A 25,835-nucleotide genomic window follows, 5' to 3' on the forward strand; every position below is an offset into this window, starting at 1 on the left:
TGTCAGCCCGCGATATAGAGCCCGAGATAGAGGGCCACCGCCCCGGCCGCGATGGTCAACAGGACGTTGCGGGTCCAGAGGCCGACAGCGATCGTGACAAGCGCCGCGATCAGGCGGGGCCCGTCGGTCTGGCCCTCCGTCGCCGGCGGCCACACCACCAGCGGCGCCACCAGCCCGGGCAGGACGGCGACGGCGGTATAACGCAGATGCCGCAAGACCCACGCGGGCAGGGCACGGTCGCCGATCAGCCCGATAAAGACGAAACGGAAGAAATAGCTTCCGACCCCGAGCGCGGCAATCACGATCCAGATTGTTGTCGTGTCGATCATGACGCCGCCCTTTTCATCGTCTGCCGTTCCACCTCGGCCCCGGTCACCATCCCGGCGATGCCGGCCACCAGCAGCCCGAGATTGTAGGGAAGAAATGCAAGGCCCAGGGCGACGGTGATCGAAACCAGCGCCGCCGCCACGTGCGCCCGGGTCCGCAGCGCCGGGGCGATCAGGGCGATGAAGGTGATCGGCATGGCGAAATCGAGCGCCAGCCATTCGGGCACGGAACTGCCAATCAGGGCGCCGGCCAGGGTGGAGAGATACCAGAACGGACAGACCGGCGCGATCGTACCGAAGAAATAGGCCATACGTTGGCGCACGGTCCAGGCCGGCTCCGTTTCGTATTTCACGGCGGCAAGCCCATAGCTCTGATCGACAAGGAAATACGCCGCAAGCGCACGCTGCCACAGTGGCGCCGGCCCGATATAGGGGGCAAGCGAGGCGGAATACATTGCCATCCGCAGGTTCACGGCCAGCGCCGATATGATCACGATGATGGTCGGGGCATTTTCGGTCATCAGCTGCAGGGCGGTAAGCTGCGCCGCCCCGGCGATCACGAGGATCGAAAAGGTCATGGTTTCCAGAACGTTGAGCCCGGCCTCGGTTGCCACCACGCCGAACAGCAGGCCGAACGGGCCCACCACCAGGATGAACGGAGAGGCCTCGCGCGCGCCCGTCAGGAAGATCGATTTCGTGGTTTCCGTCGGCACCTGAAAATCCTAGATTGCCCTCGATACGCTTGCCCTATCGACAAGCGGGAGGAGTTGCAATTGCCCGTGACCGACGATCTTCCGGCCTACATCATCGCGCCCGACCCGGGCGCGCCGCGTTTGACCCGCAAGGTGGAGGGGGTCGACCATGACGGCCAACCCACCGGGATTTCCGTGGTCGAGGAGCGGCCGCTGACGATCTTTCTCAACGGGCAGGAGATCGTCACCGCGATGACGATCGGGGATTACCCCGAGTACCTGGCGCTGGGGTTCCTGCGAAACCAGGGGATGCTGGGGGCCGACGAGACGGTGACGGGCGTCGATTTCGACGAGGATCTCGAAACCGTCGTGGTGCGGACTGATGGCCAGACCAATTACGAGGAAAAGCTGAAGAAGAAGACGCGCACCAGCGGCTGTGCTGTCGGCACGGTGTTCGGCGACATGATGGAAGGGCTGGAACAGGTGCGCCTGCCCGACCTGAAGGTGAAGACCTCCGACCTTTACCGGCTGGCCTCGGTGATCAACCGGACGCCCTCGCTGTATCTCGAGGCCGGCGCCATTCATGGCACGGTGCTGTGCCAGGGCGGTGAGCCGCTGGTCTACATGGAGGATGTTGGCCGGCACAACGCGGTCGACAAGATCGCGGGCTGGATGTTCTCGGAAGGGGTGAGCGCCGAGGACAAGCTGCTTTACACCACCGGGCGGCTGACCTCGGAAATGGTGATCAAGACGGCCTTGATGGGCATTCCGGCGCTGGCCTCGCGCTCGGGCTTTACCGCGTGGGGGGTGGAGATCGCCCGCGAAGTGGGGCTGACGCTGGTGGGCCGGATGCGGGGGCGGCGGTTCGTGTGTCTGGCCGGTGAAGAGCGGCTGGTGCGGGATGTCGACCCCGAGAGCGTGCCGGAGGAGGACAAGAAGCACCGCCGCAAGAGTGCGGGCGCATGAAGCAGCCGCTGGGCGTGATACTGGCCGGGGGCAAGGCGACCCGGATGGGTGGGGGCGACAAGGGGCTCTTGCCGCTGGGCGAAGGCACGATCCTAGACCAGGTGATGGCCCGGCTGTCGCCGCAGGTGGCGGGGATGGCGCTGAATGCGAATGGCGATGCGGCGCGGTTCGCGGCGCTGGGGATGCCGGTGCTGGCCGACAGCATCGAGGGTCATCCCGGGCCGCTGGCCGGGGTTCTGGCCGGGCTCGACTGGGCCGCCGGGCAGGGGGCCGAGAGTATCGTCACCGTCGCCGCCGACACGCCGTTCTTCCCGTGTGACCTGGTGCCGCGCCTGCAACTGGCGGCGGAGGATATGGCGCATCCGCTGGCGCTGGCCGCGACGCCGGATGGCCGACAGCCCACCTTCGGCCTCTGGCCGGTGGCGCTGCGCGATGATCTGAGGTCGGCGTTGCAGGAGGGGTTGCGCAAGGTGGTGATGTGGACCGACCGGCATGACGGTCGCGAGGCGATGTTCGACGAGGCGGGCGAGCCGTTCTTCAACGTGAATACGCCTGAGGATCTCGAGAAAGCGCAGGCGATGGCTGGGGGCGCGGCATGAGGCTTTACGGGGTCGTCGGTTGGAAGAACGCGGGCAAGACCGGGCTGATGGAGCGGCTGGTGTCGGAGATCACCGGGCGGGGGATCAGCGTCTCGACGGTCAAGCACGCGCATCACACGTTCGACGTGGACCATCCTGGCAAGGACAGCCATCGGCACCGGGTGGCCGGGGCAAGGGAGGTGCTGCTGGCCTCGCGCAAGCGGATCGCCCTGATGCACGAGCTGCGCGACGAAGCGGAGCCGACGCTGGAGGTGCTGTTGCAACGGCTGGGCCCGGTCGACCTGGTGCTGGTCGAGGGCTACAAGCGCGACGCGCATCCCAAGGTCGAGGCGCACCGGGCCGTGACGGGCAATCCGCTGATCGCCACGGACGACCCCACGGTGCGGGCGGTCGCCTCGGACACGCTGCTGGAGCTTGACCGGCCGGTGTTCGACCTCGACGACACCGGTGCCATCGCCGATTTCATCCTGCGCGAGGTTGGCTTGTGAGCCAGTTCGACACCGTCGCTGTGATCGACTGGTCAGGCGGCAACGACACCGGCCCGCGCCCGCGCAAGGACGCGATCTGGATGGGCGTGACGCGGGAGGGAGTGGACGAGGCGCCGGTTTACATTCGTAATCGTATGGAGGCGGAGCGGCTCGTTGCCGGGCTGATCGAGCAGGAGCTTGCAGCGGGGCGGCGACTGTTCGTGGGCTTCGATTTCCCGTTCGGCTATCCGAAGGGGTTTGCCGAGGGATTGACGGGCCGGGCCAATCCCTTCGCCGTCTGGGACTGGCTGGAAGAGCGGATCGAGGACGGACCGAGGGCGAATAACCGGTTTGACCTTGCCGCGGAGATCAACGCTCGGTTTCCCGGGACCGGCCCGTTCTGGTTCAACGGTCTGAAGCGCGACATTCCCGGCCTGCCACGCAGGGACAGCCGGGAGGGGCATGGCCTGCCCGAGCGGCGCGAGGCGGAGCAAGGCACGCCGGGGGCGTTCACCTGCTGGCAGCTGGGCGGCGCCGGGGCCGTGGGCGGGCAGGTGTTGACAGGGTTGCCGGTTCTGAACCGGCTGCGGCGGCGGTTTGCGGGGCAAGTGGCGGTCTGGCCGTTCGAGCAGTTGGACAGGCCGGTGGCCTTCGTGGAAATCTGGCCGGGGCTGATCAACGGGGTCGTGAAACGGGCCGAGGCGGCGGGCGGGATCCGCGACGCGCACCAGGTGCGGCTGCTGGCCAGGGCGGTGGCGGGTTTGCACCCGGAGGAGCGCGATGCCATGTTGAATGTCGACGCGCCGGAAGAGGGCTGGATCATGGGACTGGACCACGAAGACAAGCTTGAGCGCGCGGCAGGTGAGACGCTGAAACCGCCGCCGCTGCGCGACGATTGCTTTGCCCTGCCGGCGGGGGTGGACTGGACGCCGGTGGACGAAGCGCTCGACCTTTTGCGCAGCCGGTTGCAGCCGGTGGTGGGAACCACGCGCCAACCACTGGGCGAGGCGCGCGGCCGGGTGCTGGCCGAGAAGGTGATGGCGCAGCGCGCCAACCCGCCGCAGGCGAATACCGCCGTGGATGGGTACGGGTTCGCCCATGCGTCGCTTGGCGATGGCGACCAGGTGCTGCCGCTGGTCAAGGGCCGGGCGGCGGCTGGCAAACCGTTTCCGGGCGTGGTGCCCGAGGGGGTTGCCGTGCGGGTGCTGACCGGTGCGGCGCTGCCCGACGGGGTCGATACCGTGATCCTGCAGGAAGACGTGCGGGTGGGCGAGGGCGAGATTGCCTTTCGCGGCGGGCTGAAGCCGCGGGCGAACACGCGGAAAGCGGGGGAGGATGTGGCGGAGGGCGACACGATCCTGACGCCGGGCCGGGTGCTGTCGCCGGCTGATCTTGCGCTTTGCGCGGCGGTGGGGGTGGCCGAGCTGAACACCTACGAGCCGCTGACCGTGGCAGTAATCTCGACCGGGGACGAGTTGGTGGAAGCCGGCGGACAGGCCGGCGAGGGGCAGATCTTCGATGCCAACCGTCCGATGCTGACCGCGCTGGTGGAGGAATTCGGCTATCGCGCGGTCGATCTGGGCCGGGTGCCGGACCATCGCGCTGCGCTGCGTGCCGCGCTCGACCGGGGCGCGGCGGAGGCCGACGTGATCCTGACCTCGGGCGGCGCGTCGTCGGGGGACGAGGACCATGTCTCGGCCCTGCTGAACGAAGCGGGCGCGATGGCGGAATGGCGGATCGCGCTGAAGCCGGGCCGGCCACTGGCGCTGGGCGTCTGGGGCGGCACGCCGGTCTTCGGCCTGCCGGGTAACCCGGTGGCGGCGATGGTCTGCACGCTGGTTTTCGCGCGGCCGGCGATGGCGCTGATGGCCGGGCAGGGCTGGGTCGAACCGCAAGGCTTCGAGGTGCCGGCGGGGTTCTCCAAGTCGAAGAAACCGGGGCGGCGGGAATACCTGCGGGCGCGGATGCGCGACGGGCGGGCCGAGGTGTTCAAGTCGGAAGGCTCGGGCCGGATAAGCGGGCTGAGCTGGGCCGAGGGGCTGGTGGAGTTGCCCGACGGCGCCGCGCAGATCGAACCGGGCGATCCGGTGCGTTACATCCCCTTCGGCAGCTTCCGCTAGGGTTTGCGCAGCACGGCGATGTAGAAGCCGTCCATCCCGCCAATCTCGGGCCAGTAATCGGGGCGCAGGCGCAGGCCGCCTTCCTCGGTGATCCATTTGGGGTCGATGCCGGGGTGGTCGAGCGCGGCGCGGTCGACGGTCAGGCCATCGTGGCGCTGGAGGGCCTCTTCGACCTGGCATTCGCCCTCGTCGGGGAGGAGGGAGCAGGTGCAGAAGACCAGCCGCCCGCCGGGTTTCAGGAGGGTCATGGCGTGGTCGATCATCTGCGCCTGAAGACCGATCAGCTCGCCGAATTCCGAGCCATCCTTGGCAAAGGGCAGGTCGGGATGGCGGCGGATCGTTCCGGTGGCGGAGCAGGGGGCGTCGAGCAGGATGGCGTCGTAGGGGGCGGCCTGAAGTTCCAGCGCATCGCCGGTAATGAGCGAGGCGGTCAGGCCGGTGCGGTCGAGGTTCTCCTGCACGCGGGCCATGCGGCGTTCGGAGATGTCGAGCGCGGTGACCTCGGCGCCCGCGGCGGCCAATTGCAGGGTTTTGCCGCCCGGCGCGGCGCAGAGGTCGAGCACCCGCTCGCCGGGTTGCGCGGCGAGGAGTTTCGCGGGCAGGGCGGCGGCGGCGTCCTGCACCCACCAGTCGCCCTGTTCGTAACCTTCCATGAGCGAGACTTGCCCGGCGTTTTCGATCCGGACCGAGCCGGTCGGGAGCACGGTGCCGCCCAGCGTTGCGGCGAGGGCTTCGGCATCGCCCTTGACCGTCAGGTCCAGCGGCGCGCCTGCGAAATGGGCCTTCTCCATCGCGTTGACGGCGCCCTTGCCCCAGGCCTGTACCAGCGGGTCGCGGAGCCAGCCCGGCAGGCGCGGGATGCGCAGATCGTTCCAGCGCCGGACATCCTCCTCTGCCACCTTGCGCAGCACCGCGTTGATCAGCCCGCGATAGTTGCCGCGCCCCTTGGGCGGCGGGGCCAGCGCCACCAGTTCGTTGACCACGCCATGCGCATCGCCGCCGAGGCACAGCTCGACCGTGCCGAGGCGCAGGATGTTCTTGATGCCGAGCGGCAGGCGCTTGCGCAGGTGCCGGTCGAGGATGCGGTCGGCCCGTTCCAGCCCGCGCAGGGTTTGCGTGGCCAAACGCTGGGCCGCCGCCCGGTCCTGTGCCGCCAGGCGCTGGAAGGCGCGGCGCTCGGTCAGGTCCGACATGAGCTGGCCCTCGCCCGTGATCTCGTCAAGCAGGCTGACCGCGGCGGCGCGGGGGGAGCTGGGTTTCGGTGACATCGGGGCGGTCCTTGGCCTTTGCACAGGCGGGGGCTATATCAGGGGGGCCAAGCCGAAGGAAGCCAAACCATGGATCCCGAGAAGAAAGACCTGCCCCCCGAAGCGCTGCGTGCGCTGGCCGAGGCCGAGGAGCGGCGGCGCCAAGCCGGGGAGTTGGAACTGCCCAAGGAGCTGGGGGGCCGCAAGGGGCCCGAACCGGTGCGCTACGGCGATTGGGAGAAGAAGGGACTGGCGATCGACTTCTGACCCGGCTCAGCGCAGGGTCAGGTCGGCGTATTCTCCCGTGCCCTGATCGGAGATGAAGCGTACCGTCTCACCCTGGACCTTGACCGCCTGGCAATTGGGGCCGAGGTTCTTCGACCCCCAGTAGAGGTCGCGACAGAAATACCCCGACTGCCAGCGCCATGCGCCGCTGACATCCCGCCCGAAGGCTCGGCCGTCGATCCGGCCGTCGGGGGTGACGGTAAGGCTGATCCCGAGGCGCGTCAGCTCGCGGTTCTGCATCAGCGAGACGAAGCTGTCGCGGCTGGTGACCGGTTTGAAGCTTTCAGCGAAGACCGGGGTGGCCAGCAAAAGGACGGAAACAAGGGCAATCATACGCGGCATGGGCTCAGGTCCATTTCTGCAATGTCCTGAGGGTTACGCAGCGAAAGCCGGGGCGGATCAGTCTTTCCGCAATCCCAGCACGTCGAGCATGTCGTATTCGCCCGGTTTCCGGCCCTGTCCCCATAGCGCGGCCTTGAGTGCGCCACGGGCAAAGACCGCCCGGTCGGAGGCCACGTGGCGCAGGGTGATGCGCTCGCCCGCCGCGGCGAAAAGCACGTCATGCTCGCCCACGATGTCGCCGCCGCGGATGGCGTGAAAGCCGATATGCCCACGCTCGCGCTTGCCGGTCATGCCGTCGCGGCCCCGGTCGGCAACCGCGTCCAGTGACACGCCCCGCCCCTCGGCGGCGGCCTCGCCCAGCATCAGGGCGGTGCCGGAGGGGGCGTCGACTTTCTGGTTGTGGTGCGCTTCGATCACCTCGATGTCGAAATCCTCGTCGAGCGCCGCGGCGACCTGCTTGGTCAGTTGGACCAGCAGGTTGACGCCAAGGCTCATGTTCCCGGCCCGGATGATGGTGGCATGCCGCGCGGCTGCCTTGAGCCTGGCAAGGTCGTCGTCGGTCATCCCGGTCGTACCGATCACGTGCACGCAACGCGCCTGTGCCGCGAGTCCGGCGAAGTCGACCGTGGCTGCCGGGGCGGTGAAATCGATCACCGCGTGGGCCTTGGCGATCACCTCAAGCGGATCGTCGCTGACGGTCACGTCGAGCGGCGCGCCGCCCATGGCGCTGCCGATATCCTGCCCGATCCAGTCATGGCCATCGCGTTCGACCACGCCGACCAGCTTGGCCCGGTCGCTTTCCATCACGGTGCGGATCAGCATCTGGCCCATCCGGCCCGAGGCGCCCGTCACCACTATGCCCGGCACATCGCTCATCTGGTTTTCTCCTGCTTGCGTTGCCGCCCTCCCTAGCGCACGGATCATCGCTTGGCAAAGCATCCGCGAAGCCTTAGATGCAGGGCATGGCAAAGAACAAGTTTCATGATGGTCCCGGCCCGTCGCAGCGCCAGTTGCGGGTGGGCGAACTGATCCGGCGGACACTGTCCGACGTGCTGATGCGCGGCGATATCCACGACCCGGATCTCAACCGCCTGTCGGTGACCGTGGGCGAGGTGCGCACCTCGCCCGACCTGAAGGTCGCGACTGCCTATGTTCTGCCGCTGGGCGGCGAAGGGCAGGAGGACGTGATCGGCCTGCTGGCCCGCAACAAGGGCGAACTGCGGCGGATCATCGGCAAGAAGCTCGAGCTGAAATACGCGCCTGACCTGCGGTTCCGCATCGACGAAACCTTTGACAAGATGGACGAAACCCGCCGCCTGTTCGAACAGGACAACGTGCGCCGCGATGTCGAGGGGTAACAGGATGCGCTGGCTTTTCGCGCTGTTCATGATGGCGTCACCCGCCGCCGCGCTCGATTGCGGCAACGTGGAACATGGCGGGCAAGACTACACGGTTTGCCGGTTCGACGCCTCGAAGGCCGACCTGCGGCTGTTCCTCAACGATCCGGGAAGCGGCAAGCCACTGGGCAGTTTCCGCAATGTCGAGACCCTGCTGGCCGACGAAGGGCTGACGCTGGAATTCGCGATGAACGCCGGGATGTATCACCAGGACAGAAGCCCGGTGGGCCATTACGTCGAGAAGGGGGACGAGGCGCGGGGCGTCATCACCTCCGACGGGCCGGGCAATTTCGGGCTTCTGCCAAACGGGATTTTCTGTATCGGCGACGGATTTGCGCAGGTGATCGAGACCCGCCGTTACAAGGACGACCCGCCGCCCTGTGTCTACGCCACGCAATCGGGGCCGATGCTGGTGATCGACGGGGAACTGCACCCGAAATTCCTGAAGGACAGCGACAGCACCTATATCCGCAACGGCGTAGGCGTCTCGGGGGATGGCAAGACGGTGTGGTTCGCCATTTCCGAGGACGCGGTCAACTTCCACAGTTTCGGCTCGCTTTTCCGCGACAAGCTGGGCACGCCGCAGGCGCTGTATTTCGACGGCAATATCTCGCGCCTCTACGTGCCGGGGCTGAAGCGGCATGACGGCGGGTTCCCGATGGGGCCGATCGTGGGCGTGGTGGCGCCGGCCGGCAATTGACGCCGGGCGCGGGCCTTGGTAGCTCGCGTGTCTCACGACAATCGCAACGGGGCGCAGGGCGCATGGCACGCAAACGCAAGGGTCGCGACATCTCCGGATGGCTGGTGGTCGACAAGCCTGCGGGCATGACCTCGACCGCCGTGGTCAACAAGGTGCGCTGGGCGCTGCAGGCGAAGAAGGCGGGCCATGCCGGCACGCTCGACCCGGCGGCGACCGGTGTCCTGGCCGTGGCGCTGGGCGAGGCGACCAAGACGGTGCCGTTCATTACCGATGCCTTGAAGGCCTATGAGTTTTCCGTACGCCTTGGGCAGGCGACCAATACGGACGATGAAGAGGGCGAGGTGATTGCCTCCTCCGATACGCGCCCGGATGACGACGCCATCAAGGCGGCCCTGGCCCCCTTCCTCGGGGACATCATGCAGGTGCCGCCGAAATACTCCGCCGTGAAGATCGAAGGCCAGCGCGCCTACAAGCTGGCGCGTGACGGCGAGGAGGTCGAGATCGAGGCGCGCCCGCTCTGGGTCGAGGAACTGGTGATGACAGACCGCCCCGACCCCGATCATGTCACGCTGGAGATGGTCTGTGGCAAGGGCGGCTACGTGCGCGCCATCGCCCGCGACCTGGGCGAGGCGCTGGGGTGTTACGGGCATGTGGCGTGGCTGCGCCGTATCTGGTCGGGGCCGTTCGAGGCGGAGGAGGGGATCAGCATCGAGGAGATCGACAGGCTGGCCCACACGCCCGAGCTAGATGCACGGCTGCGGCCGCTGGAAGACGGGCTTGAGGGGCTGCCGCAGGTGAGTTGCACCGAGGAAGGCGCCGTGCGCCTGCGCAACGGCAACCCGGGCATGGTGATCGCGCGCGATGTCGAGTACGGCGACGAATGCTGGGCTGCGCACAAGGGGCGCGCCATCGCGATGGGCCGGTTCAAGGGGGGCGAGCTGCACCCCTCGCGCGTGTTCAACACCGGACCACTGGAGGGCTGAGCATGGCCGAGGCGCCCCATGATCCCGGCGGCAAGGTCCGCCTGCGCCTGCCCGATGGGGTAATCGGCGGAGCGACGTTTTCCGACTGCGGCCGCTACCGGCAGGCGCTGACGCGAGACTGGACGCCGGAGGGGGCGCCGCCGCGGACGGTGCTGTTCATCGGCATGAACCCGTCGGTGGCCGATGCCGCCGCGTCGGACCCGACCTGCCACCGCGAACTGATGTTCGCGCAGGACTGGGGCTTCACCCGTTACCTCAAGGGCAACGTGCTGGACTGGCGGGCGACCTCGCCAAAGGATATCCCCGCCGACCCGGCGCTGGCCTGCAGTCCGGCCAATATTCCGACTCTAGTACAGATGGCACGGGACTCGGACCTCGTGGTCATGGCATACGGCAAGCTGCACAAGCGGTTCGCGGGGCTGGTGGCCGAGATGATCGCAGACATCGCCGCGACCGGACGGCCCATCAAGTGCCTCGGGCTGAACCTGGACGGCTCGGCCAAGCATCCGCTTTACCTGCGGAAGGATACGCCGCTCATGGATTTTCCGATGGCGGGTGCGTGAGGCAGCCGCGCGAGCGGGGCCTGCCTTCAACTCTAGGCAATTGATGCCTGGATGGCGCGGCGAAGGGGTAGGGATCAGTCTATCTTCGCGACCGCCTCGACCGGGCCGAAGCTGTTGCGCTGGATGACGATCACGGCCGGCAAGTCGCCATTGAGCGGGACGTCGATATCGAGCGGTTGGCGCATATCCCAGTTGGCGACCACGTCCATGTCGGTGACGATGTGGGAATAGTTCACCGACATGCCCGCATTCTCGCCGCGCTTGATGGCGACGGTCTCCTGCGGGAGGTAGCGGAACAGCCGCACGGTGGCTGTGCCGCCGGTGCCGGCGGCCGCCGTGGCGTCGATTTCCAGCTTGCCCTGGCGCTCCGCCACGGAAAGGGCGACCTGTGACGCGCCGCCGTGGTGTTTGCGGATCAGGTCTTTCACGTCCATCGGCCGGGTGCCGACCACGTGGTCGGTGCCGTTGATGATCATCTGGGGCGTGTAGACCATGCGTCGGTTGGCAACCTTGGCATAGGCGCGCTGGCGGGCGGTGTATTCGGGGCGGGCGAAGCTGTCTTTCCAGCCGATGTAATCCCAGTAATCCACGTGCAGGGCGAGCGCGATCACGTCGTCGCGGCTGGCGAGCTTGTGCAGGAAGGCATCGGCCGGCGGGCAGGAGGAACAGCCCTGGGAGGTGTAGAGTTCGACCAGCACGGGCCGCTCCTGTGCTGCCGCCGGGGCGGCGAGGGTGATCAGGAATGCGGTCAGCAAAGCGCCGAATCTAGCCATGTATACCGTCCGGAAATTGTGTCTGTTCTGGTGCCCGTCGAGGATTACCCGCCCCCGTCATACATGACCAATCAAGGTTTCGCGAGAGCCGGGTGATGCTTGCGACTCGGGTAATTGTGTGCAATAGTATACAAAACCGCCCTGCCCCCTTGATCGCCACGCCCAAATGGGTCAGAAGCAGGCCGGAATGCCAGCCCTCATCGCGAAAGGATGCCCGCATGCCCATCACAGTCGGCCAGGATACCTCGAAGACACGGAAGACGCTCAGCGTCGCCGGACAGACCGTTTCCTATTACTCCATCGCTGCCGCCGAGAAAGCCGGCCTGGGCGATTTCTCGCGCCTGCCTGCCGCGCTCAAGGTGGTGCTGGAGAACATGCTGCGGTTCGAGGACGGCAAGACCGTCACCACAGACGACATTAAGGCCTTCTCGGACTGGGCCGACAATGGCGGCAAGGCGAACCGCGAGCTGGCCTATCGCCCGGCCCGCGTCCTGATGCAGGATTTCACCGGCGTGCCGGCCGTGGTCGACCTCGCCGCCATGCGTGACGGCATCGTGGCGCTGGGCGGCGACGCGCAGCAGATCAACCCGCTGAACCCCGTCGACCTTGTCATCGACCATTCGGTCATGATCGACGAGTTCGGCAACCCGCGCGCCTTCCAGATGAACGTGGACCGCGAGTACGAGCGGAACATGGAACGCTACCAGTTCCTCAAGTGGGGCCAGGGCGCGTTCAACAACTTCCGCGTGGTGCCGCCGGGCACCGGCATCTGCCACCAGGTGAACCTCGAATACCTCGCCCAGACCGTCTGGACCGACGAGGACCAGAATGGCGAGATGGTGGCCTATCCCGATACGCTGGTGGGCACCGACAGCCACACCACGATGATCAACGGCGTGGCCGTCCTCGGCTGGGGCGTCGGCGGGATCGAGGCGGAGGCCGCGATGCTCGGCCAGCCGATTTCCATGCTGATCCCCGAGGTCGTGGGCTTCGAGCTGACCGGCAAGATGGTCGAAGGCACTACCGGCACCGACCTCGTGCTGAAAGTGGTGGAGATGCTGCGCGAGAAGGGCGTTGTGGGCAAGTTCGTCGAGTTCTACGGCGACGGTCTCGACAACCTGCCGCTGGCCGACCGGGCGACCATCGCCAACATGGCCCCCGAATACGGCGCCACCTGCGGCTTCTTCCCGATCGATGACGAGACCCTGCGCTATCTCGAACTCACCGGCCGCGACAAGGACCGCATCGCGCTGGTCGAAGCCTATGCCAAGGAGAACGGCTTCTGGCGCGGGCCCGATTACGACCCGGTCTATACCGATACGCTCAAGCTCGACATGGGCACCGTCGTGCCGGCCATCTCGGGCCCCAAACGCCCGCAGGATCACATCAACCTCGACGCCGCGGCGACCGAATTCCACGCCTACGTCAAGAACTTCCGTGAAGGCCGCGACATCAACGGCAAGTCCGAGGCCCGCTGGGAGGCCGAAGGCGGCGCGCCCGAGCCCGTCGACATCCCCGGCGACCAGGGCCACCATGCCCGCGGCTTCGTCTCGACCGACGACAACAAGTACCAGATGCATGACGGCTCGATCGTGATCGCCTCGATCACGTCCTGCACCAACACCTCGAACCCCTACGTGATGATCGGCGCCGGCCTCGTCGCCCGCAAGGCGCGCGAGCTGGGGCTGAACCGGAAGCCGTGGGTCAAAACCTCGCTGGCGCCCGGCTCGAAGGTGGTGACCGAGTATCTCGAGGCGGCCGAGCTTCAGGACGATCTCGATGCCATCGGCTTCAACCTCGTCGGCTATGGCTGCACCACCTGCATCGGCAACTCCGGCCCGCTGGCGCCGGAAATCTCGAAATGCATCAACGACAACGACCTGATCGGCGTGTCGGTCCTGTCGGGCAACCGCAACTTCGAGGGGCGGATCAGCCCGGACGTGCGTGCCAACTACCTGGCCTCGCCGCCGCTGGTGGTGGCCTATTCGCTGGTGGGGGACATGAATGTCGACATCACCCGCGAGCCGCTGGGGCAGGACAAGGACGGCAACGACGTCTACCTCAAGGACATCTGGCCGAGCCAGAAGGAGATTGCCGATCTCGTGCAGAAGACCGTGAAGCGCGAGTCGTTCATCGAGAAATACGGCGAGGTGTTCGAAGGCGACGAGAAGTGGCAGGAGGTCGAGACCTCCGAAGGCGAAACCTATGACTGGCCGCCGCAATCGACCTATGTTCAGAACCCGCCCTACTTCCAGGGCATGTCGAAGGATCCCGGCACGATCTCCGACATCAAGGGGGCGCGGATGCTGGCGCTTCTGGGTGACATGGTGACGACTGACCACATCTCACCCGCCGGCTCCTTCAAGGAAAGCACGCCCGCCGGGCAGTACCTTGTCGAACGCCAGGTGCCGGTGCGGGAGTTCAACTCCTACGGCTCGCGCCGGGGCAACCACGAGGTGATGATGCGCGGCACCTTCGCCAACATCCGCATCAAGAACGAGATGCTGGACGGCGTCGAGGGCGGTTATACCAAGGGCCCCGACGGCAAGCAGACCTCGATCTTCGAGGCGGCGATGGCGTTCCAGGACCAGGGCGTGCCGCTGGTCGTGGTGGGCGGCGAGCAATACGGCGCCGGCTCCTCACGCGACTGGGCGGCCAAGGGCACCAATCTGCTGGGCGTCAAGGCCGTGATCGCCGAAAGCTTCGAGCGGATCCACCGCTCGAACCTCGTCGGCATGGGCGTCATCCCGTTCGAGTTCACCGGCGGCGACACCCGCTCGTCGCTCAAGCTGACGGGCGAGGAAACCTTCGACATCACCGGTCTCGAAGGCGACATCAAGCCGCAGGCCGAGGTGCCCTGCACCATCACCTATGCCGATGGCTCGACGAAAGAGATCACACTGAAAAGCCGGATCGATACGGCGATCGAGATCGAATATGTCGAACACGGCGGCGTGCTGCACTACGTGCTCCGCAACCTCGCCAAGTCGGCATAAGCCGGGCGACAGACCAAACAGAAAGGGCGGGGAGTTTCCCCGCCCTTTCTTCGTCCGGCCCCGGATTTTTCAGGAAGTTCCGGATAGTTTTCTTCGGAAAACGCCACACCACACCCGCACCCCCTCTTTTCGGCCACTCTGTGATATACTGCCCCCCATGACTGAACCGAGACAGAGGGGAATACCATGTCCGACAGCTTCATTTTCCACCCGCTGAGCCCCACCGACCTCCGCGTCGATCAGGAGGAACTCTTCGAGGCCCTCTCCGCAATCGGCGTCGCCGGTGACACGCAAGGCGCATCCGTCGGCGACTTCGTCGATGCCATCATTCTTCTGCCCGCGCCGGGCACCCCTCCGCCGGCGCAGGATGATGGGGCCGACCTCTTCTGACCCTCGCCGCTTACGGCCCAAATGCACGCAGAAAACCGCGCCCCGCGCGGCAGGAACCATGCGCCCCCGTAGGGTGGGTGCAAACCCACCTCCCTACCAAACAATGCACAAATGGTCCTGCTCCCCCCGGCAAACTATTATTGTGCCCCTCCCTGCCCGTGATACGTTCCTGCAACGCCACGGCAGAGGACCGTCATACTATGGTCGACCCCGAAGTGAAATCGTTGGACTGGTCCGACGATTTCCCGCCCAACGATGGCACCCCCGCGATGCTGGCCATGACCGCGTCCATAGGCGAGCGTGGCAATGACGCGGCGGACAATTTCCAACTCATCGTCTGCAACCCCGCCTGGATCGCCACCCAGGTGCCCAACGGCTCGGGCCTCTGGCCGCGCGGCATGCTGATCGTCGAGACCATAACCCCCGGCCACGTCCAGAAAACGCTTGAGGCACTCGTCTACCAATTCCGGCGCTCGCACAGCTGGCCCGCGTTCACCGAGCGTCTGAGCCGCTACCTCCTCTGGGAATACGAAGACTATAACTATTCCTTGGGAGAACCCCGCGTTCCCTGATCCTTGGGGTGGGCGCGAACCCACCCGCCTTCACCCATCCGGCCCCCAAACCCGAAGCGCCCCACTCAGATGCCCAACCGCCTCCTCCCGCTCCTGCTGACATTCATCCCCTTCGCCGCCCAAGCCGAGGGCCCCCTCACCTGTTTCGAAACCGACCCGAATACCGACCCCCGGATTGCGATTCCGCACTGCACGGCGGCCATCGCCTCGGACACGCTCGAAGGCGCGTGGCTGGCCGAGGCGTATGCCAACCGCGGCGTCGCCCACCGCGAACTCGGCCAACTTGCACTAAGCGCGGACGACCTCGAGACCGCCATCCGCCTCGACCCGGTCACGCCCCACATGCGAATGCTCGCATGGACTTACCGCACCATGCAGCGCTACGAAGAAGCCGAAGCGCTCTATACCAGGATCCTGGAAACCGACGACCATTGGCAGGGCTGGCTGTCGCGCTGCGTGGTCCGGCAGGATCGCAACCGGTTCGACCGTGCGGTGTCGGATTGCGAACAGGCCGTGCTGCGCGACCCAGACAACACCGACGCGCTCTACTTCACCACGCGAGCCCATAACATGCTGGGCAATGGCCACCGCGCATTGCCACTGGCCAGAAAGCTTTTGTCCCTCGCGCCGGAGGAGACACGAAACTGGACCGAACTCGCTTGGGCGATGCATCTGGCGGGCGATACTTCGGGCGGGCGCGAGCTGGCACGAGAGCGCCTGGCGGACACCCCGGGAGATGCCGATCTGCTCGAGTTTCTCCGGCTCACCGACTGAAACGCTTCGCACGGGCTCTGGGGCGATAGCCCCTATTCAGGCTCTCCCGGAAAACTCCGCGCGCCGGAGGGGATGGTCACGCCGGGCTGGCGGCTTGCGGTCCAGATGTGCACCGCCTCACCGAGGTCGACCGGGGCATCAAGCGAGCCCCCCTTGACTGAGAGGGTTCCCTTGGCCGGGTTCGGCACGTGCCACAACCGGCTGCCGCAGGCGGGGCAGAAAAAGCAGTCAAGCCCGGTGCCGCGGTCCGTGGCGCGGGACCAGGTGGAGGGGGTGCCCTGCGTGAGGGCCAGCGCCTCGGCCGGGACGATCACCGATATGCCGAAGGCCGAGGCCGACTGTTTCCGGCATTCCGTGCAGTGGCAGACGTACAGGCCCACCGGGGCCGATCGCACCTCGTATCGTATCGCGCCGCACTGGCATCCGCCGCTGAGCATGGCCGGCCTCCTTCGCAAGGTCTGTCTGGCGAGGAAACTGTGCTGCGAAGCGGGGCCACGATCAAGATGGACAAGGGCTGCTTGCCTGCATACGCTCCGGTCCATGAGCAACACCGACGGACGCCGCTGGCACGACATGGGCGGGAAAGAGGCCGGGCCGCTTTCCTTCGACCAGCACGATTTCGCCCTTTGGGAAAAGCGCGTCGATGCGCTGATGGTTCTGTGCGGGCAGAAGGGCCTGTTCAGCGTCGACGGGCTGCGCCGCGCGCTGGAGGACATGGGCGAGGACGCGTTCGAGACCATGAGCTATTACGAGCGCTGGATCGCCGCGACCAACCAGAACCTGCTCGAGGCTGGCGCTTACACGGTGCAGGAGCTTGGCGAGAAGATGGAGGAGGTGGCCGGCCGCGGCCCCACCTATGGAGAGGCACAGGATGGCTGAGCGGGTGCGGGTCAGGTCGATGATGCCGCCGGGCCATGTGCGCGCCCCCGCCTACCTGCGCGGCAAGACCGGCGAGATCGAGCGGGAGTTGGGCCGGTTCGCCAATCCTGAGCAACTGGCTTACGGGCTGGAGGCCGAAAAGCAGCCGCTCTACCGCGTCCGGTTCACCATGGCCGAGATCTGGGGGGAGGCCGCCGAGCGTCCGACCGACACGATCGACGCCGAGATATATGGCCACTGGCTGGAAAGGCTCTGAGATGCCGCATGATCACCCTTCCCATTCGCACGAGGGGATGAGCCCTTCGGGCCATCCGTACCGCGAAGACAACGATGCTGCGCTGACCTACTGGCAGCGGATGGAGATCGCGGTGCGGGAGTTGCTGATCGAGAAGGGGCTTGTGTCATCCGAAGAGATCGCCCGCCAGATCGACGCGATGGATGCGCGCAGCCCGGCCAATGGCGCCGCGGTGGTGGCGCGGGCGTGGACCGACCCGGATTTCAAGGAGCGGCTGTTGCAGGATGCCTCGGCTGCCAGCCGGGAGATGGGGTTCGACATCGGGCCGCTGCACCTGATTGCAGTGGAGAATACCGATACGACCCATAACCTGATCGTCTGCACCCTTTGCTCGTGCTATCCGCGAAACCTGCTGGGCCTGCCGCCCGACTGGTACAAGACGCGCGCCTACCGGTCGCGTGCGGTGATCGAGCCGCGGGCGGTGCTTCGGGAATTCGGGCTGGAGTTGCCCGACGACGTGCAGGTCCGGGTGCATGACAGCACCGCTGACATGCGCTATATCGTGCTGCCCGCCCGGCCCGCAGGGACCGAGGGAATGAGCGAGGAGCAGCTTGCCGCGCTCGTGACCCGTGATTCGATGATCGGCACGGGCCTGCCCCGAAGGCCCTGACGGGCTTGCCCGCGGGCGGCGTGCGGCGTATGTGACGCGGACCCAAGCAAGACGAAGAACCCGGATGACCGACACGGCCCCAAAGGACACGATCCCGTTCTCGGAACGGTTGACCGGACAGCTTCTGTTCCTGCCGGTGCGGCTGTCGCGGCTGCTGCCCTATCGCTGGCGCGTGCCGTTCGCGGGCTGGTTCACCTCGCGCATCCTTGCGCCGCTGGCGGGATACTCGCAACGCGTGCGGGACAATCTTGCTCTGACCTGTCCGGAGCTTTCCAAGCAAGAGGTCGAGCGGATCACCCGGGGTGTGACCGACAATGCCGGGCGCAACATGGTCGAGCTGTATTCGCCCGAGTTCGCCCCGCGTGTCCGAGAGCGGATGCCGATCACCGGCCCCGGTCTGAAGGTGTTGCAGGATGCCCGTGACGAAGGCCGCCCCGGCATCATCATCTCGGCCCATATCGGCAGTTTCAACGCCGCGCGCACGGGGATCGCCGCCAACGGGATCGAAAGCGCCAGCTTCTACCGGCCAATGTCGAACCGCCCGTTTAATGCGCATTACGCCGAGGCGATGGAGCGGATCAGCCAGCCGGTGATCGAACAGAGCCGCCAGGGGCTGGTGCAGATGGTCCGGCATTTGCGCAAGGGGGGCGTCGTGTCGATCATGAACGATCTGAATACCCATGACGGCCTGCCACTGGAGTTCTTCGGGCACCCGGCGCTGACCTCGCTTTCGGCGGCTGAGCTGGCGTTGAAATACGACGCACCGCTGGTGCCGCTCTGGGCGCTGCGGGAGCCCAACGGGCTTGATTTCCGAATGACTTTCGAAGCGCCGATCCCGCATTCCGATCCGTTGACAATGACCCGCGAGTTCAACCGCCGGCTCGAGGCCGTCGTGCGCGCGAACATGGAGCAGTGGTTCTGGATTCACCGCCGCTGGAAGGATGGCGCGAACGCGGTAGGCGAGATGCGCGCGAAGGAGCTGGAGGCGCTGGAGCGCAAGCTGGCGGAAGACCCGAAGGCGCCGATCTCCTGAGGGGGAGGGGCGGTTCACGTCGCTTAATGCAGGGATGAGGGTGAGAGGCTGGACAACGACCCAAGCGGGGCTCGTTACGGCTGCTTCCTTCCGGACCTGACCGGGTTGGCGAGGCGCTTGCCCGCGCCAACCTCTCGAGGCGTTACATAGGGGTTACATCGCGGATTCGCAAGGCACCGTGTCGAGCGGCATGCGCAGGCAGAGAAAGCCCTCCGGCGACAGGCCGAGATCCGTGAGGTCGTGGGCCGCGATGTCGCCTGGATGGTCGCGCAGGCCGGGGCCGGACCATATCAGCACGGAGGTGTCGGGCAGGGGAAGGAAACGCCAGGGCGGTTCCGGGGCGAGGTCGTGATGCCCGCCGGCGCGGAAGAAATCGGCAAGTAGGTCGCGCACCGAGGTGCGGCTGGAATGGACCAGTCGGTTTTCGGGCAGCACCGGGTACGGGCCGCCGCCGAAGGCGCGGTAATTGTTGACCGCGACGATGAACGTGTCGCCCGGGCTGACGGGCATGCCGTCATGGGCGAGGTCGCGGATGCGGCCCGGTCCGGCGGGGCCGGGCAGGGGCAGGCCGCTGTCGTCGTAGAGGGGCCGTTCGGAGAGGTCGATCCGGTAGGTGAGGCCGGCGATGGTGTCGGCGGCGTGACCGGGAAAGGCGTGGTTCCAGAGCGGCTGGTCCGGTAGGCCCGGCGTGACCCGGTGAAAACAGGACGCGGCGCGTTCGAGCCAGTCCTTTACTTCGGCCCCGGTGAAGCGGAGCGCGCAGAGCGAGTTGGGAAAGGGTTGCAGGTCGGCGGCGTTGCGCAGGGTGAGATCACCCGCGGGGATGTCTGTATAGGCGCGGGGCCCGGCGCGGCCGCCGGTGTTGAACGGCGCGGTGGCGGCGAGCACGGGCACGCCGTCGAGCGCGGTACCGGTGAGGGCGTCCCGGACTGCGCGGCGCTTGGCCTCCGCCACGAGGCGCACCGGCAGGTCGGCGCGATAAAGCGAAAGGTAGCTGTGGATGGCGCGGGCGGAGTGGCCGAGGGGTGCGCGCATCCGGGCCAGGGTGGCGGCGTGGCTGTGGTGGACGGTTTCGGCAATGTCGGGGTGGGCCGGGGTGCTGTCGTTTGTGACCGGGTGAAGCCGGGCGCGATGGCCAGTGACCGTCCAGCCGTCCGCATCATGGGTAAGGTCGAGGTCGATCTGCCCGAGATGCGAGCCGCGATAGCCCGGCAGCACGGCGGGCGTTCCCGAGAAGGTGCCACCCAGATGATCGGCCTCGCCACCGTCGGGCGGCATGTCGCCATGGGGAAACAGCTCGTGGCTGTGGCCAGCGACGATGGCATCTGCCCCGGCCAGTCGGGCCAGCGTCAGGGCGGCGTTTTCCATGTCCGGCCCCGCCGCACCGGTGTCGATGCCAGTATGGGCGAGCAGGATCACGATATCGGCGCCTTGTGCCCGCAGGGCCGGCACGTGATGAGTGGCGGTCTCGACCATGTCGCGGGCGGTGACCTCGCCGCCGAGGTGAAACCTGTCCCAGAGAGTGATCTGCGGTGGCAAGAGGCCGATCAGGCCGATATTGAGCGTACGGGTTTCGCCCGCCGCGTCGGTGAAGGCGCGGGTGACGATGGTGCTCGGGGGCAGGAGGGTTTCATCCTCGCCGGGCATGGTGCCTTTACGGGTGAGGGTGTTCGCACTGAGGACCGGGAAGTCGGCCTGTTCCACCGCCGTCCGGAGCGCCGGCAGGCCGAAATTGAACTCGTGGTTGCCGAGATTGGCCGCGTCGTAACCCAGCCGGTTCATCGCCGCGATGACCGGGTGCGGGGCGCCCGAAACCGGATCGTACAGGTCGCTGAGCGGGCTGCCCTGGAGGAAATCGCCGTTGTCGATCAGCAGGCAGGCGCCGGGCGCTTCGGCGCGGGCGATGTCGACGATGCTGGCAACGCAGGCGAGGCTGTAGCCGCTGTCGGGCCGGTCGGCGGCATAATCGTAGGGCAATATGGCGCCGTGGATGTCCGAGGTAGCGAGCAGGCGCAGGTGAAAGGGCCCGAAAGGCTGTTGAACGGTCTGGGCCGGCTGAAGTGTGGCGGGCTCTTTCATCCCCGAACAATCATTTAAATTGCAACTTGTTATTGTATCTCTTGGGCCGGGTCCGTCGCGGGACGGGGCATCAGGGTAGATCGGCACTTTTAGATTGTAAACACGCATAGTGAAAATCGCTTACCGTGAACGGACTGTTTCAAAACGCGCCGCGGGCGCGGGAAGATCGCCCGTTTCTGCAGGGGTAAGCGGCGCTCTCTTGCCTGCCTGCGTTGAACGTGGCACCCGAAGGAAAAAGGAGTTGGCATGAAGCACGCCGAAACGGTGACATTCGGAGGATCAGGGCTGGACCGGGCGGCAGAGCTGCGCGGTGACGAGAACGCGTTGGCATTGCGGCTGACCGAGGGCGCGGTGGACGTGGTGCTCCTGTGGCGCGGCAAACTGCTGGTGGAGGCGCCGGAGCTGGACCGGCTGGTGCGGCTGCCCGCCGATCACCCGGTGTTGGCGAGCGCGACGATGCATCCGGTGCTTCTGGGCCGCGAGGAGAGCGGGCGGCTGGTGATGGCGCAGGATATTTCAAGTTGGGAACCCGAGGCGCTGGACGAGGCGGAGATCAACCGGTTTCTCGATACCAGCCTGCAGCAGCACCCCGACCTGCCCGGGGACAGCGCCTTTGCCGAACTGCGGCGCATGATGACGCGGCTGAGCCCGCGGGATGCGGAGCTGGCCTCGACCGCCAAGGCGATTGCGGGCTGGCACGTGAGCCACAGGTTCTGTGCCCGCTGTGGCGCCGAGAGCCGGATGATCCTGTCGGGCTGGCAGAGGTCCTGTGATGCCTGCGGCGGTCAGCATTTCCCGAGGACCGACCCGGTGGTGATCATGCTGATCACCCGGGGCAACCGCACGCTTCTGGGCCGGTCGCCGGGCTGGCCGGAAGGGATGTATTCCTGTCTTGCCGGGTTCGTGGAGCCGGGCGAGACCATCGAGGCGGCCGTCAGGCGAGAGGTGTTCGAAGAGTCGCGTATCCGTGTGGGGCGGGTGGAGTACCTGTCGAGCCAGCCCTGGGCTTTTCCCAGCTCGCTGATGTTCGGCTGTCGGGGTGAGGCGCTGACCGACGATATCCGGATCGATCCGCAGGAGATCGACGATGCGATCTGGGTCAGCAAGGAGGAAGTGATGGATGCCTTCGCCGGGCAGAACCCGGGAATCCTGCCCGCACGCAAGGGGGCAATCGCCCATTTCCTGTTGCGGAACTGGCTTGCAGATACGCTGGACTGACGAGACAAGCAGGGCGTGGCGGGGGGCGGAAAATGTGCTAACACACGCCGGGGCAGGGCTGACGGACGCAACGAGGAACAGGCATGAAATTCGGAACCAGGGAAGACATAGAGGCACCGATCGAGTTCGTTTTCGAGCAGATGACGGATTTCAAGGCGATCGAGCGCGCGGCGATGCGACGCGGGGCCGAAGTGCAGCGGGTCGACAAGCTGACCCAAAAGGGCACGGGCATGATGTGGGACGCCGCGTTCGAGCTGCGGGGCAAGACTCGCGAGATCAAGCTGGAGCTGACCGAGTACGATCCGCCGAACGGGCTGGTGATGGCGTCGCGCTCGGCCGGTCTGGGAGGCAAGATGACGGCGGAGCTGGTGGCCCTGTCGCGCACCCGAACGCGGGTGACGATGGACGTGGAGCTTGAACCGAAGAACCTGACCGCCAAGCTGCTGGTGCAGTCGCTTAAGCTGGCGAAGAAAAGCCTGATGAACCGGCTGAATGAACGGATGGCTGCCTATTCGAAAGAAATCGAGCGGCGGTACAAGCAGACCGCGTGAACGGTCGGAAAACGGTTACAAGGGAATTGTAGGCCAAGGACGACAAGGGAGGCCGGCCATGCAGACAGCCTTTACCGCGCCGGGGCGGTTCTTTCGCGGTAACCTGCACACCCATTCGACCCTGTCCGACGGACGGCTGGCGCCGGAAGAGGTGTGCCGCCGCTACCGGGCGGAAGGGTATGATTTCATCGCGCTGACCGACCATTTCATCGGGCTTTATGGTTATCCGGTCGCAGATACCGTGCCATTCCGGGGCGAGGGGTTCACCACGATCCTTGGCGCCGAGCTGCATTCAGGGGCGATGCGGAACGGGGAGATCTGGCATATTCTCGCGGTCGGACTGCCCGCGGATTTCGCGGAGGCCAACGCGCCGCATTTCGGCCCCGTCGAAGGGCAGGAGAGCGGGCCGGCGCTTGCGGCGCGGGCAAGGGAGGCCGGAGCGTTCGTCACGGTGGCGCATCCGCAATGGAGTGGTATGCATTTCGAGGACGCGATGTCGATCGAGGCGGCGCACGCGGTGGAGATCTACAACCACGGCTGTGCGGTCGAGGCCGGCCGGGGCGACGGCTGGCACATGGCCGACCTGATGCTGTCGGCGGGCCGGCGGCTGACCGCGATTGCAACGGATGACGCGCATTTCGCGTCTCCGGATGCGTTCGGCGGCTGGGTGATGGTGAAGGCAGAGGAGAACGCGCCGGAGCCGTTGCTGGCGGCGCTGAAGGCGGGACATTTCTATGCCACGCAGGGCCCGGAACTGCGCGATGTGCGTATCGAGGGCAAGGACGTCGTGGTGGAATGTTCGGCCGTGGAACGTGTGGTCGTCCAGGGCCATGGCAGCGCGGCGCTTTGCGAGACCGGGAGGTCGCTGACCGGGGCGCGGATCAAGCTGGCGAAGTTTTCCGGTGGCGACTGGGTGCGGGTTACCGTGCTGGACGCCGCGGGGCGCGCGGCCTGGTCGAACCCGGTATGGAAGGACTGACGGGGCAGAATTGCGGCCCCGGCCGCTGGGCCGGGGCCGGACAGGCCTGAAGCCTTACGCGATGCCGGGCTTACGCTCTTCGTCGCTGAGTTCGGCGATGTCGATCTGACGCTCACGCTCGCTGAGTTCGGCGATGTCGGTTTGGCGTTCCCGCTCGCTGAGTTCGGCGATATCGGTTTGACGCTCGCGCTCGCTAAGCTCGGCGATGTCGGTCTGACGTTCCCGCTCGCTGAGTTCGGCGATATCGGTTTGACGTTCGCGTTCGCTGAGTTCGGCGATATCGGTTTGGCGTTCCCGCTCGCTCAGTTCAGCGATGTCAGTTTGGCGTTCCCGCTCGCTGAGTTCAGCGATGTCGGTCTGACGTTCCCGCTCGCTCAGTTCAGCGATGTCGGTCTGACGTTCCCGCTCGCTCAGTTCGGCGATGTCGGTTTGACGTTCCCGCTCGCTGAGTTCGGCGATGTCGGTCTGACGTTCCCGCTCGCTCAGTTCGGCGATATCGGTTTGACGTTCCCGCTCGCTGAGTTCGGCGATGTCGGTTTGACGCTCCCGCTCGCTCAGTTCAGCGATGTCGGTTTGACGTTCCCGCTCGCTGAGTTCGGCGATATCGGTCTGACGCTCGCGCTCGCTAAGCTCGGCGATGTCGGTCTGGCGCTCACGGTCACTCAGTTCGACCAGATCGAGGTATTCCGTCTGGGCGGTTTTCAGAACGAGGCTGTGCAGCGGGGCCGGCCCCGTCGCGGAATAGGCGGCAAGAGCGGGCAGTGCGGCAGCGGTCGCGATGGCGATCAATTTGAAGCTTTTCATGGCGTCCTCCTTTGAGGTGTGTTGGTTTCCATTCACTCAGCGGCGGACTGTTCCGTCGTTGCGTGGCCATCAAGTAGGGTGCGCATTCAAGTTGTGAAACGCCGATGCCGCACCAGTGACTGTGCACTCATGCAGAGACAAATCGACGTGAGGTGGCTTGCAAGACGGGTGCGTCGCCCTGCCGCATGAGACAACTCAACCGACTGAAAAGGGGTGTTTTTTCTACGTAATTGCAAAAAGTGAACAATTGCGACGGAATTCCGGCGCGGGAAGGGAAACTAATCCGGAGAATTTACGTAGGCCGGAACGCCGTCACCGGGTCAGTGCCGCTTGGGATCGGCAGGGTAGACGCCCAGCATTGTGATCTCGGAGGTGAAATAATCGAGCTCTTCGAGCGCGCGTTGCACCGCCGGGTCCTCCGGATGGCCCTCGATATCGGCGTAGAACTGGGTGGCGAAGAACGTGCCGCCCAGCATGTAGCTCTCCAGCTTGGTCATGTTCACGCCGTTGGTGGCGAAACCGCCCATCGCCTTGTAGAGCGCTGCGGGGATATTGCGGACCTGGAAGACGAAGGTGGTCATCATCCCGTCTTCGCCCCGACGGGTCCAGTCGGGCTCTTTTGCCATGACAAGGAAGCGGGTGGTGTTGTTGCCCTCGTCCTCGATGTCGCGGGCCAATACATCGAGACCGTAGATCTCGCCGGCAAGCTCGCTTGCCAGGGCGGCGACCTGGGGCTGGCCATCTTCCGCGACCTGCCGGGCCGATCCGGCTGTATCGGCGCCGGTGACGCGGTGGATGTTGTTGTCACCCAGGAAGCCGCGGCACTGGCCGAGCAGCATGGTGTGGCTCATGGCGTGGGTGATTTCCGACAGCGGCGTGCCGGGGATGGCGAGCAGATTGATCCGGACACGCACGAAGGCCTCGGCGACGATGAAAAGGCCGGATTCGGGAAGCAGGTGGTGGATGTCTGCCACGCGCCCGAAAGTGGAGTTCTCGACCGGCAGCATGGCGAGGTCGGCCTCGCCCGTGCGGACCGCCTCGATGGCGTCCTCGAAGGTGCGGCAGGGCATGGCCTCCATCTCGGGGTAAGTCTCGTGGCAGGCCTGGTGCGAATAGGCACCCGGCTCGCCCTGAAAGGCAATGCGTCTGGTCATTTCTTGTCCGTTTCTGTCCCTCACCGCGACCTGAGGCAGGT

The 25,835-nt window shown here is 66.2% G+C and carries 30 protein-coding genes and 1 other RNA gene; 20 read left to right on the forward strand and 11 right to left on the reverse strand.

The features are described from left to right. Positions 1–2: 2 nt before the first annotated feature. Positions 3–329 carry an AzlD domain-containing protein gene (locus QUV18_RS09770; protein WP_300893665.1) on the reverse strand — a complete coding sequence of 109 codons (327 nt, stop codon included), beginning with the start codon at positions 327–329 and terminating at the stop codon, positions 3–5. Continuing rightward, positions 326–1,039: an AzlC family ABC transporter permease gene (locus QUV18_RS09775; RefSeq protein ID WP_300893667.1), complete on the reverse strand. Its 714-nt coding sequence runs from the start codon at positions 1,037–1,039 to the stop codon at positions 326–328. The genes QUV18_RS09770 and QUV18_RS09775 overlap by 4 nt, the downstream gene beginning before the upstream one ends. Positions 1,040–1,093: 54 nt before the next feature. On the opposite strand from QUV18_RS09775, the gene fdhD reads away from it, so the two are divergent. Genes fdhD through glp form a run of 4 tightly spaced genes read left to right on the forward strand, consistent with a single transcriptional unit; the run spans position 1,094 to position 5,170 of the window. After that, complete coding sequence (gene fdhD / locus QUV18_RS09780; protein WP_300893668.1) at positions 1,094–1,984, forward strand: formate dehydrogenase accessory sulfurtransferase FdhD; 891 nt, start codon at positions 1,094–1,096, stop codon at positions 1,982–1,984. Beyond that, positions 1,981–2,583: a molybdenum cofactor guanylyltransferase MobA gene (gene mobA / locus QUV18_RS09785; protein ID WP_300893669.1), complete on the forward strand. Its 603-nt coding sequence runs from the start codon at positions 1,981–1,983 to the stop codon at positions 2,581–2,583. The genes fdhD and mobA overlap by 4 nt, the downstream gene beginning before the upstream one ends. After that, positions 2,580–3,071, forward strand: coding sequence for a molybdopterin-guanine dinucleotide biosynthesis protein B (gene mobB / locus QUV18_RS09790; RefSeq protein WP_300893671.1), 492 nt, complete (start codon positions 2,580–2,582; stop codon positions 3,069–3,071). The genes mobA and mobB overlap by 4 nt, the downstream gene beginning before the upstream one ends. After that, positions 3,068–5,170, forward strand: a complete 2,103-nt coding sequence (glp, locus tag QUV18_RS09795) for a gephyrin-like molybdotransferase Glp (RefSeq protein WP_300893673.1) — start codon at positions 3,068–3,070, stop codon at positions 5,168–5,170. Before mobB ends, glp begins: the two co-directional genes overlap by 4 nt. Here the strand turns inward: glp and QUV18_RS09800 are convergent. Then, complete coding sequence (locus QUV18_RS09800; RefSeq protein ID WP_300893689.1) at positions 5,167–6,438, reverse strand: RsmB/NOP family class I SAM-dependent RNA methyltransferase; 1,272 nt, start codon at positions 6,436–6,438, stop codon at positions 5,167–5,169. The genes glp and QUV18_RS09800 overlap by 4 nt on opposite strands. A 69-nt stretch (positions 6,439–6,507) precedes the next feature. Between QUV18_RS09800 and QUV18_RS09805 the strand changes: the two genes are divergently transcribed. Continuing rightward, positions 6,508–6,684, forward strand: a complete 177-nt coding sequence (locus QUV18_RS09805) for a DUF1674 domain-containing protein (RefSeq protein ID WP_300893690.1) — start codon at positions 6,508–6,510, stop codon at positions 6,682–6,684. A 6-nt stretch (positions 6,685–6,690) separates the two neighbouring features. Here QUV18_RS09805 and QUV18_RS09810 read toward each other — a convergent pair whose 3' ends face one another. Together QUV18_RS09810 and dapB are read right to left on the reverse strand one after the other, a co-directional pair. Further along, entirely contained in the window at positions 6,691–7,044 is a 354-nt protein-coding gene (locus QUV18_RS09810) for a dihydrodipicolinate reductase (RefSeq protein ID WP_300893692.1), read from the reverse strand. 57 nt (positions 7,045–7,101) lie between these two features. Next, positions 7,102–7,920 (reverse strand): 4-hydroxy-tetrahydrodipicolinate reductase, encoded by an 819-nt coding sequence (gene dapB / locus QUV18_RS09815; protein WP_300893693.1) that lies wholly within the window; start codon positions 7,918–7,920, stop codon positions 7,102–7,104. Between the two features lie 86 nt (positions 7,921–8,006). Here dapB and rbfA point away from each other — a divergent pair, with 86 nt between their 5' ends. The 4 genes from rbfA (at position 8,007) to QUV18_RS09835 (ending at position 10,687) form a co-directional block, all read left to right on the forward strand. Further along, a complete protein-coding gene (gene rbfA / locus QUV18_RS09820; RefSeq protein ID WP_300893694.1) occupies positions 8,007–8,402 on the forward strand; it encodes a 30S ribosome-binding factor RbfA in 396 nt (131 codons plus the stop codon). Positions 8,403–8,406: 4 nt separating this feature from the next. Then, positions 8,407–9,141, forward strand: a complete 735-nt coding sequence (locus tag QUV18_RS09825) for a phosphodiester glycosidase family protein (RefSeq protein WP_300893696.1) — start codon at positions 8,407–8,409, stop codon at positions 9,139–9,141. A gap of 62 nt (positions 9,142–9,203) precedes the next feature. Next, on the forward strand, positions 9,204–10,124 hold the full coding sequence (gene truB, locus QUV18_RS09830; RefSeq protein ID WP_300893697.1) for a tRNA pseudouridine(55) synthase TruB: 921 nt from the start codon (positions 9,204–9,206) through the stop codon (positions 10,122–10,124). Between the two features lie 2 nt (positions 10,125–10,126). Beyond that, positions 10,127–10,687, forward strand: coding sequence for a DUF1643 domain-containing protein (locus QUV18_RS09835; protein ID WP_300893699.1), 561 nt, complete (start codon positions 10,127–10,129; stop codon positions 10,685–10,687). Between the two features lie 74 nt (positions 10,688–10,761). On the opposite strand, the gene QUV18_RS09840 is transcribed toward QUV18_RS09835, so the two are convergent. Next, complete coding sequence (locus tag QUV18_RS09840; protein WP_300893701.1) at positions 10,762–11,460, reverse strand: thioredoxin family protein; 699 nt, start codon at positions 11,458–11,460, stop codon at positions 10,762–10,764. 218 nt (positions 11,461–11,678) lie between these two features. Here QUV18_RS09840 and acnA point away from each other — a divergent pair, with 218 nt between their 5' ends. The 4 genes from acnA (at position 11,679) to QUV18_RS09860 (ending at position 16,192) form a co-directional block, all read left to right on the forward strand. Beyond that, positions 11,679–14,456, forward strand: coding sequence for an aconitate hydratase AcnA (acnA, locus tag QUV18_RS09845; RefSeq protein ID WP_300893702.1), 2,778 nt, complete (start codon positions 11,679–11,681; stop codon positions 14,454–14,456). A 186-nt stretch (positions 14,457–14,642) separates the two neighbouring features. Then, positions 14,643–14,846 carry a hypothetical protein gene (locus QUV18_RS09850; RefSeq protein WP_300893703.1) on the forward strand — a complete coding sequence of 68 codons (204 nt, stop codon included), beginning with the start codon at positions 14,643–14,645 and terminating at the stop codon, positions 14,844–14,846. 200 nt (positions 14,847–15,046) lie between these two features. After that, positions 15,047–15,418 carry an Imm8 family immunity protein gene (locus QUV18_RS09855; RefSeq protein ID WP_300893704.1) on the forward strand — a complete coding sequence of 124 codons (372 nt, stop codon included), beginning with the start codon at positions 15,047–15,049 and terminating at the stop codon, positions 15,416–15,418. Positions 15,419–15,487: 69 nt separating this feature from the next. After that, positions 15,488–16,192, forward strand: coding sequence for a tetratricopeptide repeat protein (locus QUV18_RS09860; RefSeq protein ID WP_300893705.1), 705 nt, complete (start codon positions 15,488–15,490; stop codon positions 16,190–16,192). Between the two features lie 32 nt (positions 16,193–16,224). Here QUV18_RS09860 and QUV18_RS09865 read toward each other — a convergent pair whose 3' ends face one another. Continuing rightward, positions 16,225–16,629 (reverse strand): GFA family protein, encoded by a 405-nt coding sequence (locus QUV18_RS09865; protein ID WP_300893707.1) that lies wholly within the window; start codon positions 16,627–16,629, stop codon positions 16,225–16,227. Positions 16,630–16,732: 103 nt separating this feature from the next. On the opposite strand from QUV18_RS09865, the gene QUV18_RS09870 reads away from it, so the two are divergent. The 4 genes from QUV18_RS09870 (at position 16,733) to QUV18_RS09885 (ending at position 19,009) form a co-directional block, all read left to right on the forward strand. Further along, a complete protein-coding gene (locus QUV18_RS09870; RefSeq protein ID WP_300893708.1) occupies positions 16,733–17,071 on the forward strand; it encodes an SH3-like domain-containing protein in 339 nt (112 codons plus the stop codon). Then, complete coding sequence (locus tag QUV18_RS09875) at positions 17,064–17,327, forward strand: SH3-like domain-containing protein (RefSeq protein WP_300893709.1); 264 nt, start codon at positions 17,064–17,066, stop codon at positions 17,325–17,327. The genes QUV18_RS09870 and QUV18_RS09875 overlap by 8 nt, the downstream gene beginning before the upstream one ends. A 1-nt stretch (position 17,328) precedes the next feature. Then, positions 17,329–17,976, forward strand: coding sequence for a nitrile hydratase subunit alpha (nthA, locus tag QUV18_RS09880; RefSeq protein WP_300893711.1), 648 nt, complete (start codon positions 17,329–17,331; stop codon positions 17,974–17,976). A gap of 64 nt (positions 17,977–18,040) precedes the next feature. Beyond that, the gene (locus tag QUV18_RS09885) at positions 18,041–19,009 is read left to right on the forward strand and encodes a lysophospholipid acyltransferase family protein (protein WP_300893712.1); all 969 of its coding nucleotides are present in this window, start codon (positions 18,041–18,043) and stop codon (positions 19,007–19,009) included. Positions 19,010–19,047: 38 nt separating this feature from the next. Here QUV18_RS09885 and ffs read toward each other — a convergent pair. Both ffs and QUV18_RS09895 read right to left on the reverse strand, forming a co-directional pair. Then, positions 19,048–19,146, reverse strand: an RNA gene (gene ffs, locus QUV18_RS09890) — signal recognition particle sRNA small type. 16 nt (positions 19,147–19,162) lie between these two features. Further along, positions 19,163–21,088, reverse strand: a complete 1,926-nt coding sequence (locus tag QUV18_RS09895; RefSeq protein ID WP_300893713.1) for a bifunctional 2',3'-cyclic-nucleotide 2'-phosphodiesterase/3'-nucleotidase — start codon at positions 21,086–21,088, stop codon at positions 19,163–19,165. Positions 21,089–21,334: 246 nt separating this feature from the next. Here QUV18_RS09895 and nudC point away from each other — a divergent pair, with 246 nt between their 5' ends. From nudC to QUV18_RS09910, 3 genes are all read left to right on the forward strand, one after another. Further along, positions 21,335–22,306 carry an NAD(+) diphosphatase gene (nudC, locus tag QUV18_RS09900; RefSeq protein WP_300893715.1) on the forward strand — a complete coding sequence of 324 codons (972 nt, stop codon included), beginning with the start codon at positions 21,335–21,337 and terminating at the stop codon, positions 22,304–22,306. Between the two features lie 83 nt (positions 22,307–22,389). Continuing rightward, positions 22,390–22,857 carry an SRPBCC family protein gene (locus QUV18_RS09905; protein WP_300893716.1) on the forward strand — a complete coding sequence of 156 codons (468 nt, stop codon included), beginning with the start codon at positions 22,390–22,392 and terminating at the stop codon, positions 22,855–22,857. A gap of 58 nt (positions 22,858–22,915) precedes the next feature. After that, positions 22,916–23,836, forward strand: coding sequence for a PHP domain-containing protein (locus tag QUV18_RS09910; protein WP_300893717.1), 921 nt, complete (start codon positions 22,916–22,918; stop codon positions 23,834–23,836). Positions 23,837–23,890: 54 nt separating this feature from the next. Here QUV18_RS09910 and QUV18_RS09915 read toward each other — a convergent pair whose 3' ends face one another. Together QUV18_RS09915 and QUV18_RS09920 are read right to left on the reverse strand one after the other, a co-directional pair. Beyond that, positions 23,891–24,640 carry a hypothetical protein gene (locus tag QUV18_RS09915; protein WP_300893718.1) on the reverse strand — a complete coding sequence of 250 codons (750 nt, stop codon included), beginning with the start codon at positions 24,638–24,640 and terminating at the stop codon, positions 23,891–23,893. A gap of 320 nt (positions 24,641–24,960) precedes the next feature. Continuing rightward, positions 24,961–25,794, reverse strand: coding sequence for a prephenate dehydratase (locus tag QUV18_RS09920; RefSeq protein WP_300893719.1), 834 nt, complete (start codon positions 25,792–25,794; stop codon positions 24,961–24,963). Positions 25,795–25,835 lie beyond the last annotated feature (41 nt).

The sequence above is a fragment of the Roseovarius sp. genome (genome assembly GCF_030373445.1).
In the GTDB taxonomy this organism is placed as follows: Bacteria; Pseudomonadota; Alphaproteobacteria; order Rhodobacterales; family Rhodobacteraceae; genus Roseovarius.

Coding starts and splice junctions, on each gene's coding strand:
- QUV18_RS09770 (WP_300893665.1), bottom strand. CDS start 329: ATGATCGACACGACAACAATCTGGATCGTGATTGCCGCGCTCGGGGTC.
- mobA (WP_300893669.1), top strand. CDS start 1,981: ATGAAGCAGCCGCTGGGCGTGATACTGGCCGGGGGCAAGGCGACCCGG.
- mobB (WP_300893671.1), top strand. CDS start 2,580: ATGAGGCTTTACGGGGTCGTCGGTTGGAAGAACGCGGGCAAGACCGGG.
- QUV18_RS09800 (WP_300893689.1), bottom strand. CDS start 6,438: ATGTCACCGAAACCCAGCTCCCCCCGCGCCGCCGCGGTCAGCCTGCTT.
- QUV18_RS09805 (WP_300893690.1), top strand. CDS start 6,508: ATGGATCCCGAGAAGAAAGACCTGCCCCCCGAAGCGCTGCGTGCGCTG.
- QUV18_RS09810 (WP_300893692.1), bottom strand. CDS start 7,044: ATGCCGCGTATGATTGCCCTTGTTTCCGTCCTTTTGCTGGCCACCCCG.
- dapB (WP_300893693.1), bottom strand. CDS start 7,920: ATGAGCGATGTGCCGGGCATAGTGGTGACGGGCGCCTCGGGCCGGATG.
- rbfA (WP_300893694.1), top strand. CDS start 8,007: ATGGCAAAGAACAAGTTTCATGATGGTCCCGGCCCGTCGCAGCGCCAG.
- QUV18_RS09825 (WP_300893696.1), top strand. CDS start 8,407: ATGCGCTGGCTTTTCGCGCTGTTCATGATGGCGTCACCCGCCGCCGCG.
- truB (WP_300893697.1), top strand. CDS start 9,204: ATGGCACGCAAACGCAAGGGTCGCGACATCTCCGGATGGCTGGTGGTC.
- QUV18_RS09835 (WP_300893699.1), top strand. CDS start 10,127: ATGGCCGAGGCGCCCCATGATCCCGGCGGCAAGGTCCGCCTGCGCCTG.
- QUV18_RS09840 (WP_300893701.1), bottom strand. CDS start 11,460: ATGGCTAGATTCGGCGCTTTGCTGACCGCATTCCTGATCACCCTCGCC.
- acnA (WP_300893702.1), top strand. CDS start 11,679: ATGCCCATCACAGTCGGCCAGGATACCTCGAAGACACGGAAGACGCTC.
- QUV18_RS09850 (WP_300893703.1), top strand. CDS start 14,643: ATGTCCGACAGCTTCATTTTCCACCCGCTGAGCCCCACCGACCTCCGC.
- QUV18_RS09855 (WP_300893704.1), top strand. CDS start 15,047: ATGGTCGACCCCGAAGTGAAATCGTTGGACTGGTCCGACGATTTCCCG.
- QUV18_RS09860 (WP_300893705.1), top strand. CDS start 15,488: ATGCCCAACCGCCTCCTCCCGCTCCTGCTGACATTCATCCCCTTCGCC.
- QUV18_RS09865 (WP_300893707.1), bottom strand. CDS start 16,629: ATGCTCAGCGGCGGATGCCAGTGCGGCGCGATACGATACGAGGTGCGA.
- QUV18_RS09870 (WP_300893708.1), top strand. CDS start 16,733: ATGAGCAACACCGACGGACGCCGCTGGCACGACATGGGCGGGAAAGAG.
- QUV18_RS09875 (WP_300893709.1), top strand. CDS start 17,064: ATGGCTGAGCGGGTGCGGGTCAGGTCGATGATGCCGCCGGGCCATGTG.
- nthA (WP_300893711.1), top strand. CDS start 17,329: ATGCCGCATGATCACCCTTCCCATTCGCACGAGGGGATGAGCCCTTCG.
- QUV18_RS09885 (WP_300893712.1), top strand. CDS start 18,041: ATGACCGACACGGCCCCAAAGGACACGATCCCGTTCTCGGAACGGTTG.
- QUV18_RS09895 (WP_300893713.1), bottom strand. CDS start 21,088: ATGAAAGAGCCCGCCACACTTCAGCCGGCCCAGACCGTTCAACAGCCT.
- nudC (WP_300893715.1), top strand. CDS start 21,335: ATGAAGCACGCCGAAACGGTGACATTCGGAGGATCAGGGCTGGACCGG.
- QUV18_RS09905 (WP_300893716.1), top strand. CDS start 22,390: ATGAAATTCGGAACCAGGGAAGACATAGAGGCACCGATCGAGTTCGTT.
- QUV18_RS09910 (WP_300893717.1), top strand. CDS start 22,916: ATGCAGACAGCCTTTACCGCGCCGGGGCGGTTCTTTCGCGGTAACCTG.
- QUV18_RS09915 (WP_300893718.1), bottom strand. CDS start 24,640: ATGAAAAGCTTCAAATTGATCGCCATCGCGACCGCTGCCGCACTGCCC.
- QUV18_RS09920 (WP_300893719.1), bottom strand. CDS start 25,794: ATGACCAGACGCATTGCCTTTCAGGGCGAGCCGGGTGCCTATTCGCAC.